The following is a 14,422-nucleotide window of genomic DNA, read 5'->3' as shown; positions in this document are numbered from 1 at the left end:
CTCGGCGGTCAGGTTCGTTCGTCGACCGCCGAACGCCAGGAGCGCACGTAACTTGTCCAGAGTGGATCGGCCGACGGTTCGGTCCTTTCGCCTCTGCCTTGCGGTGTCCCCTGGTCCGACGCCAGCAAGGCGGCGCCGATGCTGGTGCCTGTCGCAGCCTCGGAGGCAATGACGGCGCGCGCCGCCGCCGCAGCCAGCATGCGGGTGAACAGCCGGTTGCGGGCGAAGGGTCCTTCGACGATGGTGGGACCGTCCGCGCCGATCAGGTCGAGGCAGGTCGCGGTCATCAGCGCCAGGTAGAACGAGATGGCGACAAAGCGCTGGCCGACGGTGATACCTTCGGCACTGAGCCATGCGGCGGCGTGGTGCGGAAACGGCCCCGAACCCTGTTGGGTCGAGGGCAATAGGGACGTCTTGCGCGCTAGCACCGTGGCAACATCGTCTTCCGTCCAGTTCTCCGATTGGCCCTCGGTCAGCACGGAAAACTCGCGGCCACCCATGAAGCGCGCCGACGGCACGGGATCGCCGAGCGCGTTGACATTGACCAGCGTATCGCGGGCCGGGTCGAGCGCGATCTTGTTGCCGCCAACCGCCATCGACACCACCCAGGTGCCGGTCGAGACCACGGAGAAAGGCGGTCGGTCGGACAGGAGATGCGGCAGCAGCGAGGCGTTGGAATCGTGCAGGCCGCAAAACACCGGCGTTTGCGGGTCGAGGCCGGTTTGCCGCCCAAGAGCGGGCAGGATCGGGCCCAAGCGGTCCTTGGCCTGCCGCACCGGCGCCATTAGCCGGCGCCATTCCAGCCGGTCGACCAGCGACGAAAAATCCGCTTTCCACGGGTTCCACAGATCGGTGTGGCAGCCGAGCGAAGTCGCCTCGCTGGCGGCGACGCCGGTCAGGCGCAAGGCCCAGTATTGCGGATACATCAGGATCGCGGCGGTTCTGGCGAAATCCGCCGGAAAGCGCTTCTGCTGCCAGAACAGCTGCGCGCCGAGATTGAGGCCGGCCGGCAGGCGCGGCGTGCCGGTCTCGGAGAACGCCGGACGGATCGTGTCATAGTCCCCGGCAAGGGCATCCGGCCCGTCGAATTCGTAGTCGAGCACCGGCAGCGCCAGTTCGCCTGATGCGTCGACCAGCACGCCCGTTGCGCCATGGGTGGTGATCGATATCGCACCGATGCGCTGCTCGCGATCGATCTCGGCCAGGCTGCCAAGGATAAACGCCCATAACCGCTCGACGTCATGGTGCGGGTATGGGCCTTGCCGAACCGGCTCGTTCACCATCCTGCGCAGCGCGACTTCGCTTGCTGCGGCAAGATCGACCAGCGCCACCTTGGCGTTGGTCTTGCCGATATCGATGACGGCGACGTGGCGGGTCATTCCATATGGAACATTGTTTCCAGCGGCACCGCCACCGGCTCGTTGTTCGGCTTGGTCTCCATGATGTCCGCCATCTCGGCCCACCAACGCTGCATCACCGGATGCTTCGGCAATTCGTCCATGCCATGGTCGTCACGGCGCCACAGCACGCCGAACAAGGTGTTGGTCTCTTCGTCGAGATGGATCGAGTAATCGGAGATACCGGCCTGCTTGAGCAGCGCGACCAGCGACGGCCAGATCTCGTCGTGGCGCCTCTTGTATTCGGCCTTCATGCCCGGATTGAGCTTCATCTTGAACGCGTATTTCTCCGGCATCAGGCAAAGCGCTCCCGCCGCACGCGCCGCCACAGGATCGGCAGCGCGATGACGATGATCAGCAGCAGGCCGATGAAGATCGACATAACGATCCCCGGCACGTTGAGCAGGCCGAGGCCGAAGGTCACCAGTCCCATGATGAAGGCGGCCAGCACCACACCCAGAATGCTGCCGGCGCCGCCCAGGATGCTGACGCCGCCGAGCACCACCATGGTGATGACTTCCAGCTCGTAGCCCTGTGCGATGGACGGCCGGGTCGAGCCGAGCCGCGATGTGATCAGCACCGAGGCGATGCCCGCCATCAGGCCGGTCAGGCAAAACAGGATGAATTTGATACGGCCGACGCGTACGCCGGAAAACTGCGCCGCGACCGGGTTGTTACCGATGGCAAAGACCCGGCGGCCGAAGCTCGTCCGGTGCAGAAGGAACCAGTAGACGACTGCCGCGATCAGGAAAAGCGTCAGTTCGAACGACACCACCCACCAGACATAGCCCTGGCCGAAGAAGGCGAAGCTCGCGGGATAGCCCTTGTAGGCCTGGTCGCCGAGGATGATGAAGGCAATGCCGCGAAACAGGCTCATCGTGCCGATGGTGACGACGATCGACGGCAAGCCGAGCCTGGTGACGAGCAGTCCGTTGAAGGCGCCGCAGCCGAGCCCGACGACGAGGCCGATTGCCACCAGTTCAGGCATGCCGGCGCCGGCCTGCACCGCCATACCCATCATTGTTGACGCCAGCGCGATGATGGCGGCCACCGACAGGTCGATTTCGCCGGAGATGATCAGCAGCGCCATGGCCAGCGCGATCAGCGCCTTTTCCGTGAAGTTGAAGGTCAGGTCCGACAACGACCACGCGTCGAGGAAGTAGGGCGAGGCAAAGCTGTTGACGGCAAAGATGGCAACCGCCACGACGACCAGCAGCGCCTCCCATGAGAAGATCGCCGACGTCAGCGGCTTGTCGAGCCGGTCGGGAATATGGCGTGGGGCAGGGGTGTCGGTCATGCCGCTTCCGCCTTCTTGAGGATGATGCGGCCTTGCCGGCGTTCGCCGCGCGCGTTGAGCACCACGGCCAGGATGATGGCGCTGCCTGAAATCGCCATCTGCCAGAAGGGTGAAATGTTGATCACCGGCAGCGCGTTGGAGATGATGCCGAGGAACAGCGCGCCGAGCACCGCGCCGCCGACCGAGCCGATGCCGCCGGCGATCGAAATGCCGCCGATGACGCAGGCGGCGATGATGTTGAGCTCATAGCCGTTGGCGACCTCGACCGAGGCGATGACGTAGCGCGAGATCCAGAGATAGCCACAGAGGCCGCCGATCATCCCCGAAATGCAGAAGACGATGAATTTCGTCCGGCCGACATCGATGCCGGCATAGACCGATGCGGTCGGGTTGACGCCGATGGCATAGATCGAGCGGCCGAGCGCGGTGCGCGTCATCACGAGGAAGAACAGCGCAATAACCAGCAGGGCGATCCACGACAGTACCGGAATGCCGAGGAAAGCCGCGCGCTGCAACCCGATGAAATCAGCGCTCATCTGGTCGGCGTTGACCCAGGCGCCGCCTGAAATGACGAACGTGGCGCCGCGGTAGATGGTGAGGGTGCCGAGCGTTACCACGATCGAGGGAATGTTCAGCCGCCATACCAGCAGGCCGTTGATGGCGCCGAGCACCAGGCCGACCAGCAGTGCGATGACGATCAGCAGCGGGATCGGGATCGCCGGATGCGCGGCGTTCAGCATTGCCACCACCATGCCGGTGAAGCAGAGATTTGAAGCCATCGACAGGTCGATCGAGCGGGTCAGGATGACGACCATCTGGCCGAGCGCCAGGATCATCAGGATCGACGTGTCGTTGAACACCTGGCGCAGGTTGGCCGGATCGGCAAAACCTGGAAACCGCGTGGAGATCAGCCCGATCAGCACGACGATTGCCGCCAGCAGCCAGACCTCGCGATATTTGAGAAGAGCCTTCATGCCGCGATCCCCGCTGCCGTCCTGACCAAGGTTTCGGCGTCGAGCCCTTTATTGTCGTAGACCTCGGCAATGCGGCCCTCGCGCATAACGACGACGCGGTCCGACATGCCGAGGATTTCCGGCAATTCGGACGACACCATGATCACCGACAGGCCTTGCGCGACGAGCTCGGCCATGAAGCCGTGCACGGCCGCCTTCGAGCCGATGTCGATGCCCTTGGTCGGCTCGTCCAGGATGATCACCTTGGGCGCGGTCGCCAGCCATTTGGCGATGACGATCTTCTGCTGGTTGCCGCCCGACAGCGTGCCGACGTCCTGGCTGAGCGAGGAGGCGCGCAGATCGAGCCGCTCGGTGTAGGAGCGGGCCAGCGCGAACTCTTCGGCCAGCCGCAATATGCCGGATTTGGATGTCTGTTTGAGCGATGGCAGCGAGACATTCTGGAAGATCGGCAGGCCGATCACCACGCCTTGCTTGCCGCGCTCCTCCGGCACATAGACGATGCCGGCGTCGATCGAATCCGCCGCCGATTTCGGCGCGATTGCCTTACCCTCCAGCGTGATCGTGCCGCCGCTGGTGCGGGTGATGCCTGATATCGCCTGCATCACCTCGCTGCGCCCGGCGCCGACAAGGCCGTAGAAGCCGAGGATTTCGCCCCTGTGCAGCTCGAAGCCTATGTCGTCGAACTCGGTCGGGTGCGACAGGCCGGAGACGGCCAGCACCGGCGCGCCGATCTCGGCCTTGCGCTGCGGAAAGATGTGATCGACCGAGCGGCCGACCATCATGCGCACGATCTGGCTCTGGCCGGCGTCCTTGATCAGGCCTTCGCCGACCATCTCGCCGTCGCGGAACACGGTATAGCGGTCGGCGATGCGGTAGATCTCATCGAATTTGTGGCTGATGAACAGGATCGCCTTGCCGTCGCTCTTGAGGAATTCGATCAGCAGGAAAAGCTCTTCGATCTCCTTCATCGAAAGCGCTGCCGTCGGCTCGTCCATGATGACGATCCGCGCGTCGATGGACATGGCGCGGGCAACCGCGACCAGGTGCTTGTTGGCAATGCCGAGATCCTTCAGCCTGGCGTCGGCGTCGATATGGCCGGCGCCCATCGTGTCGAGCACCTCGCGGGCATTCTTGCGCATGGTGCGCCAGTCGATGGTTTTGAAACGCGTGCGCGGCGCATGGCCGAGGAAGATGTTTTCGGCCACCGTCAGGTCGTCGAACAGCACGGTTTCCTGGTGGATGGCGGTGATGCCGTGCCCGAACGCGGCGTGGGCGCTGGGCAGTGTGACCGGCTGGCCGTCGATGCTGATCGTGCCAGCATCCGGCTGGTAGATGCCGGTCATGATCTTGACCAGCGTCGACTTGCCGGCACCGTTTTCGCCGATCAGCGCGGTTACCTGGCCGGGATAGAGCAACAGGCCGACATTGTGCAGCGCCCGCACGCCGGGAAAGCTTTTCGAGATGCCGGACAGCGTCAGGCGCGGTCCGGATGACAAAGGCGCTTCATTTGCCACTTCGTGCTGGGCTGTCGTGTCCATAATCGTATCAGGCCCTGTAGCAAGGTTCGTTTGAAAGCGCGGCGGAACCTGAGCCCCGCCGCACCGTTTCGAAGGTTCCAGGATCAATAGATCTTGGAGAACTTTTCGATGTTCGACTTGTCGAACTGGAATGGCGGAGCCATCGCAGCCGAGTTGGTGTCGTCGAGCGTGACCTTGCCGACGCGGCCGATCGACAGCGTAGCACCGGGCTTGGCCTCTTCCTTCTTCACCGCCAGGTCGTGGGCGAGGTAGACGGCGGAGTAGCCGAGATCGATCGGGTTCCACAGCGCAACCGCCTGGCTGGCGCCATTGTCGATGAACTTTTTGAACTCCGACGGCAGCGCCAGGCCGGTGACGTTGACCTTGCCGATCAGGCCCTCGTCGGTCACCACCTGCGCGGCGGCAACGACGCCGACCGTGGTCGGTGCGATGATCGCCTTGAGGTTCGGATAGGACTTCAGCAGGCCCTTGGCTTCGTCCGTGCTCTTGGCCGAGTCGTCGTCGCCATAGACGGTGGCGACGAGCTTGATCTTGGGGAACTTCTCCGGCAGCACCTTCTTGGCCGCGTCGATCCAGGCATTCTGGTTGGTCGCGGTCGAAGAAGCCGACAGGATGGCGACATCGCCGCCTTCCGGCAGGTAGTCGGCGGCCAGCTTGATGATGGTCTCACCGATCAGGTTGGTATCGGAGGGGTTGAGGTGAAGCTGGCGTCCTTCCGGCGCGACGCCTGAATCCCACGAGATGACGGTAATGCCGCGCTGCATCGCCTTCTTCAGCACTGGCACCAGCGCGTCGGCGTCGTTCGCCGAAATGGCGATGGCATTGACCTTCTGGGCGATCAGCGAATTGACCACTTCGATCTGCGCTTCGGCGGTCGCCTTGGTCGGGCCGGTGTAGATGATGTCGACATCGCCGAGCTCCTTGGCCGCCTCTTCGGCGCCCTTGTTGGCGGCGTCGAAGAAGCCGTTGCCGAGCGACTTCACCACCAGCGCGATCTTGACGTTTTCGGCGTAGGCGGCATTCACGAACATGGCGGCGGAGAACGCCGCCGTAACCATCAATTTCTTCAGAAAGCTCATCGAATATCCTCCCTTGAGCGTTGCATTCCATCGCCGCTGCGGGCGTGAGTGGTTCTCAGGCCTGCAGCGAAGATTCTTCCTTGTTGGTTGCCGTTGTGCGGGCGATGATCAGCGTCACGCCGGCGGTCTCCAGCATCTTGGCTTCGCGATCCTCGATGGCGTCGTCGGTGATCACCGTGGCGATGCGCGACAGGCCGCACAGGATCAGGCTCGAGCGTTTGCGGAACTTCGAGGAATCGACCAGCACCACCAATTCGTCTGCCTGGTCGATCAGTTTCTGCTCGGCCTGGATCAGCAGCGGGTCGCCTTCCATAAGACCGAGCGGCCCCAGCCCTTGCGCGCCCATGAACATGCGGCGCGCGTAGAAATTGCGCGTCACGTCATTGTCGAACGGCGACAGGATGATGTTCTGCTCGCGGTAGATGGTGCCGCCCGACAGCATCACCGTGTTCTTGGAGTGCCTGAGCAAGTGCTCCGCGATCGGGAAGGAATTGGTGAAGATCGGCATGCGGCGGCCGGTCAGGAAATGCACCATCTGGAAGGTGGTGGTGCCGCCATTGATGATGATCGGCTCGCCGTCCTTGCACAGATCCACGGCTTCCCGCGCGATTGCCCGCTTCTGCGAAGCGTTGATGGTCTCGTTGACGGAAAAGGGCCGGCCGGCAAGGCCGATGAACTGCGGCGGCGAAAGCGCCTCGGCGCCGCCGCGCACCCGGCGCAGCCGTTTTTGCACATGCAATGCCGCGATGTCGCGCCGGATCGTCGCCTCCGACGACTCCGTCAGGTCGACCATCTCCTGCACCGTCACCACAGGCTTTTCCTGGACGGCGGACAGAATGATCCTGTGGCGCTCTTTCTCGTGCATGGTTCCTCCCTGCCGGAGCATCTAGTCACCCAAAGCGCGCAGTGTCAATCATTTCCGATCAGATAATTTTCATTGTGCAATGCAATATGACTGATATTGATCGTTTGTGATTGACAAGGCCGCCGCTTGCGTAGAAATTCGTACAAAAGGGACCCGCGCCGTTTGCGTGTCCCAAAGGGAGGATACCTATGCTCGACAAGCGCTCCGGCACGCGCCTCGCCAATCTTTGGGATGACGCAAAAGCGCAAGCAATGAGCGAGCCCGAACGTCTGGTCTATCGCTCGAATGTTCTTGGCTCCGACAAGCGCGTCACCAACTATGGCGGCGGCAACACCTCCTCCAAGATCTGGCAAAACGATCCGCTCACCGGCGAGAGCGTGGAAGTGCTGTGGGTCAAGGGCTCGGGCGGCGACAGCGCCTCGATCAAGCTCGACGGCTTCGCCACGCTCTACATGGACAAATTGCGCGCGCTGAAAGGTCTCTATCGCGGCCTCGAACATGAAGACGAGATGGTCGGCTATCTGCCCCATTGCACCTTCAACCTCAACCCGCGCGCGGCTTCCATCGACACGCCGCTGCATGCCTTCGTGCCGAAGCCCTATGTCGACCATATGCATCCCGATGCCATCATCGCCATTGCCGCCGCCAAGGATTCGCAGGCGCTGACCAAGGAAATCTTCGGCGACACGATCGGCTGGCTGCCATGGAAACGTCCGGGCTTCGAGCTCGGCCTATGGCTGGAGAAATTCTGCCGCGAAAACCCCGAAGCCAAGGGTGTCGTACTGGCCAGTCATGGCCTGTTCAGCTGGGGCGACACGCCGAAGGAATGCTACGAGACGACGATCTCGGTGATCAACCAGGCGATCGACTGGTTCGAGCGCAAGAGCCATGGCAAGCCGATTTTCGGCGGCGAAGTCGTCAAATCCCTCGATGCGCCTGCGCGTCGCGCCGTGGCCGCAAAACTGATGCCGAGGATCCGTGGCCTGATCTCGGAGAACAGCCACAAGCTCGGCCATTTCGACGATTCCCCTGCCGTGCTCGAATTCGTCAATTCCAGGGATTTGCGGCCGCTGGCGGCACTCGGCACGTCCTGCCCGGACCACTTCCTGCGCACCAAGATCCGGCCGCTGGTCATCGAGTTCGACCCCCAAAATCCCGACGTCGATGCCGTCATTGCCCGTCTTGCCGATGATGTGGCGGAGTATCGCGTCGGCTATCAGGCCTATTATGACCGCTGCAAGCACGCTGACTCGCCTCCGGTGCGCGACCCTAACGCGGTGGTCTATCTGATGCCGGGCGTCGGCATGTTCACCTTCGCCGGCGACAAGGCGACGGCGCGCATTTCGGGCGAATTCTACGTCAACGCCATCAACGTCATGCGCGGCGCCTCGACGGTCTCGACCTATGTCGGCCTGCCCGACCAGGAAGCCTTCGACATCGAATACTGGCTGCTCGAAGAGGCAAAGCTGCAGCGCCTGCCGAAACCAAAGGCTCTTGCCGGCCAGATTGCGCTGGTCACCGGCGGCGCCGGCGGCATCGGCCGGGCCACCGCCAACCGGCTGCTGCGCGAGGGCGCGTGCGTCGTGCTGGCCGATATCGACGAAGCAGCCCTTGCCAGCGCCAATGACGAGCTTGCCAAGGCCTATGGCAAGGATTTCGTGCGGCCCGTAGTCATCAACGTCACGTCCGAGGATCAGGTGATCTCCGGCTTTGCCGAAACGGCGGTCGAATTCGGCGGCATCGATATTCTGGTCTCCAATGCCGGCCTGGCCTCCTCGGCGCCGATCGAGGACACCACGCTGACGCTGTGGAACAAGAACATGGACATCCTGTCGACCGGCTATTTCCTGGTTTCGCGGGAGGCGTTCCGGCTGTTTCGGGCGCAGAAGATCGGCGGCAACGTCGTCTTCGTCGCCTCCAAGAATGGGCTTGCCGCATCGCCAAACGCCGCCGCCTATTGCACTGCCAAGGCCGCCGAAATCCATCTGGCACGCTGCCTGGCGCTGGAAGGCGCGGAAGCGCAGATCAGGGTCAATGTCGTCAACCCCGACGCTGTGCTGCGCGGCTCGAAGATCTGGACCGGCGAATGGAAGGAACAGCGCGCCGCCGCCTACAAGATGTCGACCGACGATCTCGAGGAGCACTACCGCTCGCGTTCGATGCTGAAGCGGTCGGTGTTCCCCGAAGACATCGCCGAGGCGATCTATTTCTTCGCCTCCGATATGTCGGCCAAATCGACCGGCAACATCATCAACGTCGACGCCGGCAACGCACAGAGCTTTACGCGATAAGCAGTCGTTTGAGGGTTGGCGCCGACGCCGGAGCTTTACCCTTCTCCCCGTCACCATACGGGGAGAAGGTGCCGGCAGGCGGATGAGGGGCAGCGCCAACCGAACGCATTTGGGAGGAAACTTTAGTGTCCGAAACCATCATCTCCGCCGATGTTGTCGAGAAAGACAATGCCGCGCGCAACGCCAATCTCAAGCGCGACTACGAGTCTCTCGGCGAGCGCCTCGACCGCCGCGGCATCGCCATCGACGCCATCCGCGACAAGGTCGAGAAATTCGCCGTCGCCATCCCGTCCTGGGGCGTCGGCACCGGCGGCACCCGCTTTGCCCGCTTTCCCGGCGCCGGAGAGCCGCGTGACATTTTCGACAAGATCGAGGACTGCGCCGTCATCCGGCAATTGACGCAGGCGACGCCGACCGTCTCGCTGCATATTCCCTGGGACAAGGCCGATCCGAACCGGCTGAAGCAGGCGGCATCCCGCTTCGGCCTCGGCTTCGACGCCATCAACTCCAACACCTTCTCCGACGCCAGGGACCAAAAACTTTCCTATAAATTCGGCTCGCTGTCGCATGCCGATGCAGCAACACGCCGGCAGGCGGTCGAGCACAATCTCGAATGCATCGAGATCGGCAGGACGCTGGGCTCCAAAGCGCTGACGGTATGGATCGGTGACGGCTCGAACTTTCCCGGCCAGGTCAATTTCGCCAAGGCATTCGAGCGCTATCTCGACGCGATGAAGGAGATCTATGCCGGACTGCCGGACGGCTGGAAACTGTTCACCGAGCACAAGATGTACGAGCCGGCCTTCTATTCGACCGTCGTGCAGGATTGGGGCACCAACTACATCATCGCCAAAGAGCTTGGCGACAAGGCGTTCTGTCTGGTCGACCTTGGCCATCACGCCCCCAACGTCAACATCGAGATGATCGTGTCGCGACTGATCCAGTTCAAGAAACTTGGCGGCTTCCATTTCAACGATTCGAAATACGGCGACGACGATCTCGACGCCGGCTCGATCGATCCCTACCGGCTGTTCCTCGTCTTCAATGAACTGGTCGATGCCGAGCTTTCAGGTGCAGAAGGGTTCGATCCGGCTCACATGCTCGACCAGAGCCACAACGTCACCGACCCGATCGAAAGCCTGATGCTGTCGGCAATTGAGGTGCAGCGCGCCTATGCTCAGGCGCTGCTGGTCGACCGCAAGGCGCTCGAAGGTTTCCAGGACGCCAATGACGCGCTGATGGCGACGCAGACGCTGAAGATAGCCTATCGCACCGACGTCGAGCCGATCCTTGCCATGGCGCGGCTGAAGACCGGCGGCGCCATCGATCCGGTCGCCGCCTACCGCGCCGCCGGCTACCGAGCGAAGGTCGCAGCCGAACGGCCGGCGGTGGCGAGCGTCGGCGGCGGGATTGTTTGATGTTGGGGGTGAAAATGAAAAACCCGCCACGAAGGGCGGGTCGTTGGAGCCAATTAGCACCACACTCAAATTAGTAGCATAGCTGCCGGCACAAAGCAAGAACAAAATTGCTGTAACGTGAAAATTCTGGGAGCCGCGATGAAGCGTGGCCTTGTTTCCAACGCTGCGGCGCTCAGAAGTAACGGCATGGATCCTAGGGTCTCCGCGACGTCGCTTCGCTCCTGCTCCGCCCTAGGATGACGAAGGCGTGAGGGCCTACAGCTAATCGCAGATGTTGGGGATTGGCGGCTGATGGCAATGGCAAACGTTGCAGGCTGGCGGCTGCTGGCAAATCGCAAACTTTCGGGATTAGCCGATCCCTCCCTCCCTTCGTCATCCTAGGGCGGAGCAGGAGCGAAGCGACGTAGCGGAGACCCTAGGATCCATGCCGTTGCAGTCGCCGAAGATTGCAACGGCGGTTGCGAGGCGAACCGGCACAGGCGTGCGAACCCTCCCGATTCTTTCGATCTTCGCAGTAGACTCAACCGCTCCAAGCGCGTTTCCTAGGCCTACCCCACGCCTCGGAGTACGGCCATGCACAACACCCGCCGAACCCTAATCGCCGTAAGCCTTTCCCTCACCCTGACCTTCGTACCCTTCCTCGCCTATGCCGCCTCGCCGCAGCCGGCGAAGGGCGAGCACGGCATGGTGGTGACCGCCCAGCACCTTGCGTCTGAGGTCGGCGTCGAGGTGCTGAAGCAGGGCGGCAACGCGGTCGATGCCGCCGTCGCCGTCGGCTATGCGCTGGCCGTGGTCTATCCGACCGCCGGCAATATCGGCGGTGGCGGCTTCATGACCATCCGCTTCAAGGACGGCCGCTCGACCTTCCTCGATTTTCGCGAGCGCGCGCCGCTGGCCGCGACCAAAACCATGTATCTCGACAAGGACGGCAAGCCGGTAAAAGGCGCCAGTCTCGACGGCTATCTGGCGGTCGGCGTGCCGGGCTCGGTCGCTGGTTTCGAAATGGCGCGGGAGAAATACGGCACGCTGTCGCGGCAGGACTTGCTGGCGCCGGCCATCCGCTTTGCCAAAGAAGGCTTCGTGCTGGAGCAGGGCGATGCGGCCTCGCTCCAGGGCGGCGCGGAGCGGTTGGCCAGGGACCCAGCGGCGGCGGCCATTTTCCTCAAGCCGGACGGCAAGCCTTATGCTGTCGGCGAGCGCCTTGTTCAGCCCGATCTCGCGGCTTCGCTTGCCGCCATTTCCGAACGCGGGGCGGATGCCTTCTACAAAGGCGCGACCGCCGACGCCATCGTCAAGGCGAGTGGCGAGAAGGGCGGCATTCTGGCCAGGGCTGATTTCGAAAACTATGCGGTGCGCGAGCTCAAGCCGGCGACCTGCAATTACCGCGGCTACGAGATCATTTCCTCGCCGCCGCCGAGCTCCGGCGGCGTCATCATCTGCGAGATCCTCAACGTGCTTGAGTTCTATCCGTTGTCCTATCTCGGCGCCGGTTCGGCCGAGACGGTTCACGTCATGGTCGAGGCGATGCGCCACGCCTATGTCGACCGCAATTCGGCGCTCGGCGATCCCGGCTTCATCGACAATCCGGTCGCAAAACTGCTCGACAAGAATTACGCCAGGGAAATTCGCGAAAAGATCGATCCGTTCCGGGCCGGCGTCTCGCAGGAATTGATGCCGAAGGGCTTTGGCGAGAGCAACGAGACGACGCATTTTTCGATCATCGACAATGACGGCAATGCCGTCGCGGTAACCTACACGCTGAACGGCTCTTTCGGCGCCGGCGTTGTCGCCGCCGGCACCGGCATCCTGCTCAACAACGAGATGGACGATTTCACCCAGAAACCCGGCGTGCCCAATCTCTATGGCCTCGTCCAGGGCGAGGCGAATGCGATTGCGCCGAAAAAGACGCCGCTGTCGTCGATGAGCCCCACCATCCTCGCCAAAGACGGCAAGCCGTTCATGGTCATCGGCAGCCCCGGCGGTTCACGCATCATCACCATCACGCTGGAGGCGATCGTCAACGTCGTCGATCACGGCATGAACATCCAGGAGGCCATCGACGCACCGCGCATCCATCACCAGTGGCTGCCTGACACGGTCTATATCGAACCCTTCGGCCTGTCGCCCGATACCGAAAAGCTGCTTACCGGCATGGGCTACCGCCTCGATCTTGCCGACACGACCTGGGGCCAGGCGGCCGGCATCCTGGTCGGCGGCAAGAGCCTGGCGGAAATCGAGAAGGGTGGCGGCGCCCGCTACAATGGCGCCATCGACAGCCGCGCCGCAGCCGGCAAGGCTATCGGGTATTAAACCCCAAAAAGTGGGAACCGGTTTTCGGATAAGATCATGGTCAACAAGAAGATTGCGCCTTGCTTCAGGTGACCAGCGCGATCGTCGACGCTATCAGCATCAGCGCCGCGATGCCGACGAACAGGGCGTAGATGCGCGGCCGGTCGAGCAGAAGTGCATTGCCGGATATCCATGCCGCGGTGGCGCCACCAAGCGCGAAAAAGAAGGTGCTGCGGCGCCCGAAGCTCAAGCCGGCAGCCATCAGGCCACCGATGATCAGGGCGCCGAACACGATGATCACGGCGACTGCGTATTTTTCGAAATCGTTGCTGCCGGCGCTCGGGCCGATTGCGTTCAACCTCGACAGATCGTCCGGATCGAACGGGCTGGTCGACCCATATTCGTCTTGACCGACAGGCTCATGCATTATTCGTTCTCCGCAAACCGACAGCAAATCATCAAGCCTCGCCGAGCGCAACCGCTCGCCGAATGTGATCGGCACGGTGTTCAACACTTTCTGGCGGCGGCTTGCCAGAGATTTTTGAATTCGCGCTTGGATCGCCGCCCCGCTGCGCGGCCTGGTCAAGCGCTTTGCCCGAGCTGAATCTTCATGCCGCCCTGGCCAAAGACCGCGTCGCCTGAACGGAAGCCCCAAGCACCGCCTGTGCGGTGTCGGCCTGCCTTTCATCGACATGCGCCAGCACCAGGATCACACCTTGTGCGGCATCCGGCTGGCCTAGCTGCTTGCCGGTACCGGACAATGTGTCGAAAAGTCTGCCGGCAACGCAGCCCAAGGCTGCACCGACGAAGGCCGATGCCAGCCATCCCGCGCCGAGGGGATCGATGCCGGGGATATCAAAGGCGCCGAGGCCGGCCAACAAACCCGCCGCCGCGCCAAGGGCGGCACCGGTGCCTGGACCGCGCAAGACGGCGCCGATTTCGTCATCGTAGGGTCCGATGACACTGATTTCGTGGCGGGCGATCCCTGCCGCCTGAAGTGCTTCGACGGCTCGCGCCGCCTGGTCATGGGAATCAAAAAGTCTGCTGATTGTTCGCATTGAAACTGCCTGTGAGGCCCCCCGGCCCTCGACGGTACGGCGGGTTCCTGCTGAGCGACGACGCCGAGGAACCGCCTAACGCATACGTCGCCCCCCGCGGAATTACGGGCGGCGGGGGCCGACTGGCCGCGCGTTAACGGGACACGATGGTGTTTACCGGGTCTATTTTTAAAATGTACGCGCCCACGCGGCCCGGAGGGGTGGGGGTTTGGGGGG

General features: G+C 62.8%; 12 protein-coding genes. 3 read left to right on the top strand and 9 right to left on the bottom strand.

Annotation, left to right across the window (positions count from 1 at the left end; genetic code table 11):
• Positions 1 to 8 precede the first annotated feature (8 nt).
• From NKJ28_RS11995 to NKJ28_RS11965, 7 genes are all read right to left on the bottom strand, one after another.
• Positions 9 to 1,379, bottom strand: a complete 1,371-nt coding sequence (locus NKJ28_RS11995; protein ID WP_352635697.1) for an FGGY-family carbohydrate kinase — start codon at positions 1,377 to 1,379, stop codon at positions 9 to 11.
• Positions 1,376 to 1,693, bottom strand: coding sequence for an L-rhamnose mutarotase (gene rhaM, locus NKJ28_RS11990; RefSeq protein WP_352635695.1), 318 nt, complete (start codon positions 1,691 to 1,693; stop codon positions 1,376 to 1,378). Before rhaM ends, NKJ28_RS11995 begins: the two co-directional genes overlap by 4 nt.
• Positions 1,693 to 2,694: an ABC transporter permease gene (locus NKJ28_RS11985; protein ID WP_352448661.1), complete on the bottom strand. Its 1,002-nt coding sequence runs from the start codon at positions 2,692 to 2,694 to the stop codon at positions 1,693 to 1,695. The genes rhaM and NKJ28_RS11985 overlap by 1 nt, the downstream gene beginning before the upstream one ends.
• Entirely contained in the window at positions 2,691 to 3,668 is a 978-nt protein-coding gene (locus tag NKJ28_RS11980; protein ID WP_352635693.1) for an ABC transporter permease, read from the bottom strand. Before NKJ28_RS11980 ends, NKJ28_RS11985 begins: the two co-directional genes overlap by 4 nt.
• Positions 3,665 to 5,206: a sugar ABC transporter ATP-binding protein gene (locus NKJ28_RS11975; protein WP_352635691.1), complete on the bottom strand. Its 1,542-nt coding sequence runs from the start codon at positions 5,204 to 5,206 to the stop codon at positions 3,665 to 3,667. The genes NKJ28_RS11980 and NKJ28_RS11975 overlap by 4 nt, the downstream gene beginning before the upstream one ends.
• An 83-nt stretch (positions 5,207 to 5,289) precedes the next feature.
• The gene (gene rhaS, locus NKJ28_RS11970; protein WP_352448664.1) at positions 5,290 to 6,285 is read right to left on the bottom strand and encodes a rhamnose ABC transporter substrate-binding protein; all 996 of its coding nucleotides are present in this window, start codon (positions 6,283 to 6,285) and stop codon (positions 5,290 to 5,292) included.
• Between the two features lie 55 nt (positions 6,286 to 6,340).
• Positions 6,341 to 7,150, bottom strand: coding sequence for a DeoR/GlpR family DNA-binding transcription regulator (locus tag NKJ28_RS11965; protein WP_023677380.1), 810 nt, complete (start codon positions 7,148 to 7,150; stop codon positions 6,341 to 6,343).
• Positions 7,151 to 7,338: 188 nt separating this feature from the next.
• Between NKJ28_RS11965 and NKJ28_RS11960 the strand changes: the two genes are divergently transcribed.
• The 3 genes from NKJ28_RS11960 to ggt all read left to right on the top strand — a co-directional run bounded on the left by NKJ28_RS11960 (position 7,339) and on the right by ggt (position 13,169).
• Positions 7,339 to 9,441, top strand: a complete 2,103-nt coding sequence (locus NKJ28_RS11960) for a bifunctional rhamnulose-1-phosphate aldolase/short-chain dehydrogenase (RefSeq protein ID WP_023677381.1) — start codon at positions 7,339 to 7,341, stop codon at positions 9,439 to 9,441.
• Positions 9,442 to 9,566: 125 nt separating this feature from the next.
• Complete coding sequence (gene rhaI, locus NKJ28_RS11955; RefSeq protein WP_023677382.1) at positions 9,567 to 10,859, top strand: L-rhamnose catabolism isomerase; 1,293 nt, start codon at positions 9,567 to 9,569, stop codon at positions 10,857 to 10,859.
• Positions 10,860 to 11,432: 573 nt separating this feature from the next.
• Positions 11,433 to 13,169, top strand: a complete 1,737-nt coding sequence (gene ggt / locus NKJ28_RS11950; RefSeq protein ID WP_023677383.1) for a gamma-glutamyltransferase — start codon at positions 11,433 to 11,435, stop codon at positions 13,167 to 13,169.
• A 64-nt stretch (positions 13,170 to 13,233) separates the two neighbouring features.
• On the opposite strand, the gene NKJ28_RS11945 is transcribed toward ggt, so the two are convergent.
• Together NKJ28_RS11945 and NKJ28_RS11940 are read right to left on the bottom strand one after the other, a co-directional pair.
• Positions 13,234 to 13,575: a hypothetical protein gene (locus NKJ28_RS11945; protein WP_292663955.1), complete on the bottom strand. Its 342-nt coding sequence runs from the start codon at positions 13,573 to 13,575 to the stop codon at positions 13,234 to 13,236.
• A gap of 181 nt (positions 13,576 to 13,756) precedes the next feature.
• Positions 13,757 to 14,206: a hypothetical protein gene (locus NKJ28_RS11940; protein ID WP_352572214.1), complete on the bottom strand. Its 450-nt coding sequence runs from the start codon at positions 14,204 to 14,206 to the stop codon at positions 13,757 to 13,759.
• Positions 14,207 to 14,422 lie beyond the last annotated feature (216 nt).

The organism is Mesorhizobium sp. M0145 (assembly GCF_040322355.1).
Classification (GTDB): Bacteria; Pseudomonadota; Alphaproteobacteria; order Rhizobiales; family Rhizobiaceae; genus Mesorhizobium.
Note: the sequence above shows the minus strand (reverse complement) of the source record. Positions and strands in the feature narration are given on the sequence as shown.

Bases quoted from the DNA above. Each gene is read 5' to 3' on its own strand.
- NKJ28_RS11980 (WP_352635693.1), bottom strand. From the start codon at position 3,668: ATGAAGGCTCTTCTCAAATATCGCGAGGTCTGGCTGCTGGCGGCAATC.
- ggt (WP_023677383.1), top strand. From the start codon at position 11,433: ATGCACAACACCCGCCGAACCCTAATCGCCGTAAGCCTTTCCCTCACC.
- rhaM (WP_352635695.1), bottom strand. From the start codon at position 1,693: ATGCCGGAGAAATACGCGTTCAAGATGAAGCTCAATCCGGGCATGAAG.
- NKJ28_RS11960 (WP_023677381.1), top strand. From the start codon at position 7,339: ATGCTCGACAAGCGCTCCGGCACGCGCCTCGCCAATCTTTGGGATGAC.
- NKJ28_RS11945 (WP_292663955.1), bottom strand. From the start codon at position 13,575: ATGCATGAGCCTGTCGGTCAAGACGAATATGGGTCGACCAGCCCGTTC.
- NKJ28_RS11975 (WP_352635691.1), bottom strand. From the start codon at position 5,206: ATGGACACGACAGCCCAGCACGAAGTGGCAAATGAAGCGCCTTTGTCA.
- NKJ28_RS11995 (WP_352635697.1), bottom strand. From the start codon at position 1,379: ATGACCCGCCACGTCGCCGTCATCGATATCGGCAAGACCAACGCCAAG.
- NKJ28_RS11985 (WP_352448661.1), bottom strand. From the start codon at position 2,694: ATGACCGACACCCCTGCCCCACGCCATATTCCCGACCGGCTCGACAAG.
- NKJ28_RS11965 (WP_023677380.1), bottom strand. From the start codon at position 7,150: ATGCACGAGAAAGAGCGCCACAGGATCATTCTGTCCGCCGTCCAGGAA.
- NKJ28_RS11940 (WP_352572214.1), bottom strand. From the start codon at position 14,206: ATGCGAACAATCAGCAGACTTTTTGATTCCCATGACCAGGCGGCGCGA.
- rhaS (WP_352448664.1), bottom strand. From the start codon at position 6,285: ATGAGCTTTCTGAAGAAATTGATGGTTACGGCGGCGTTCTCCGCCGCC.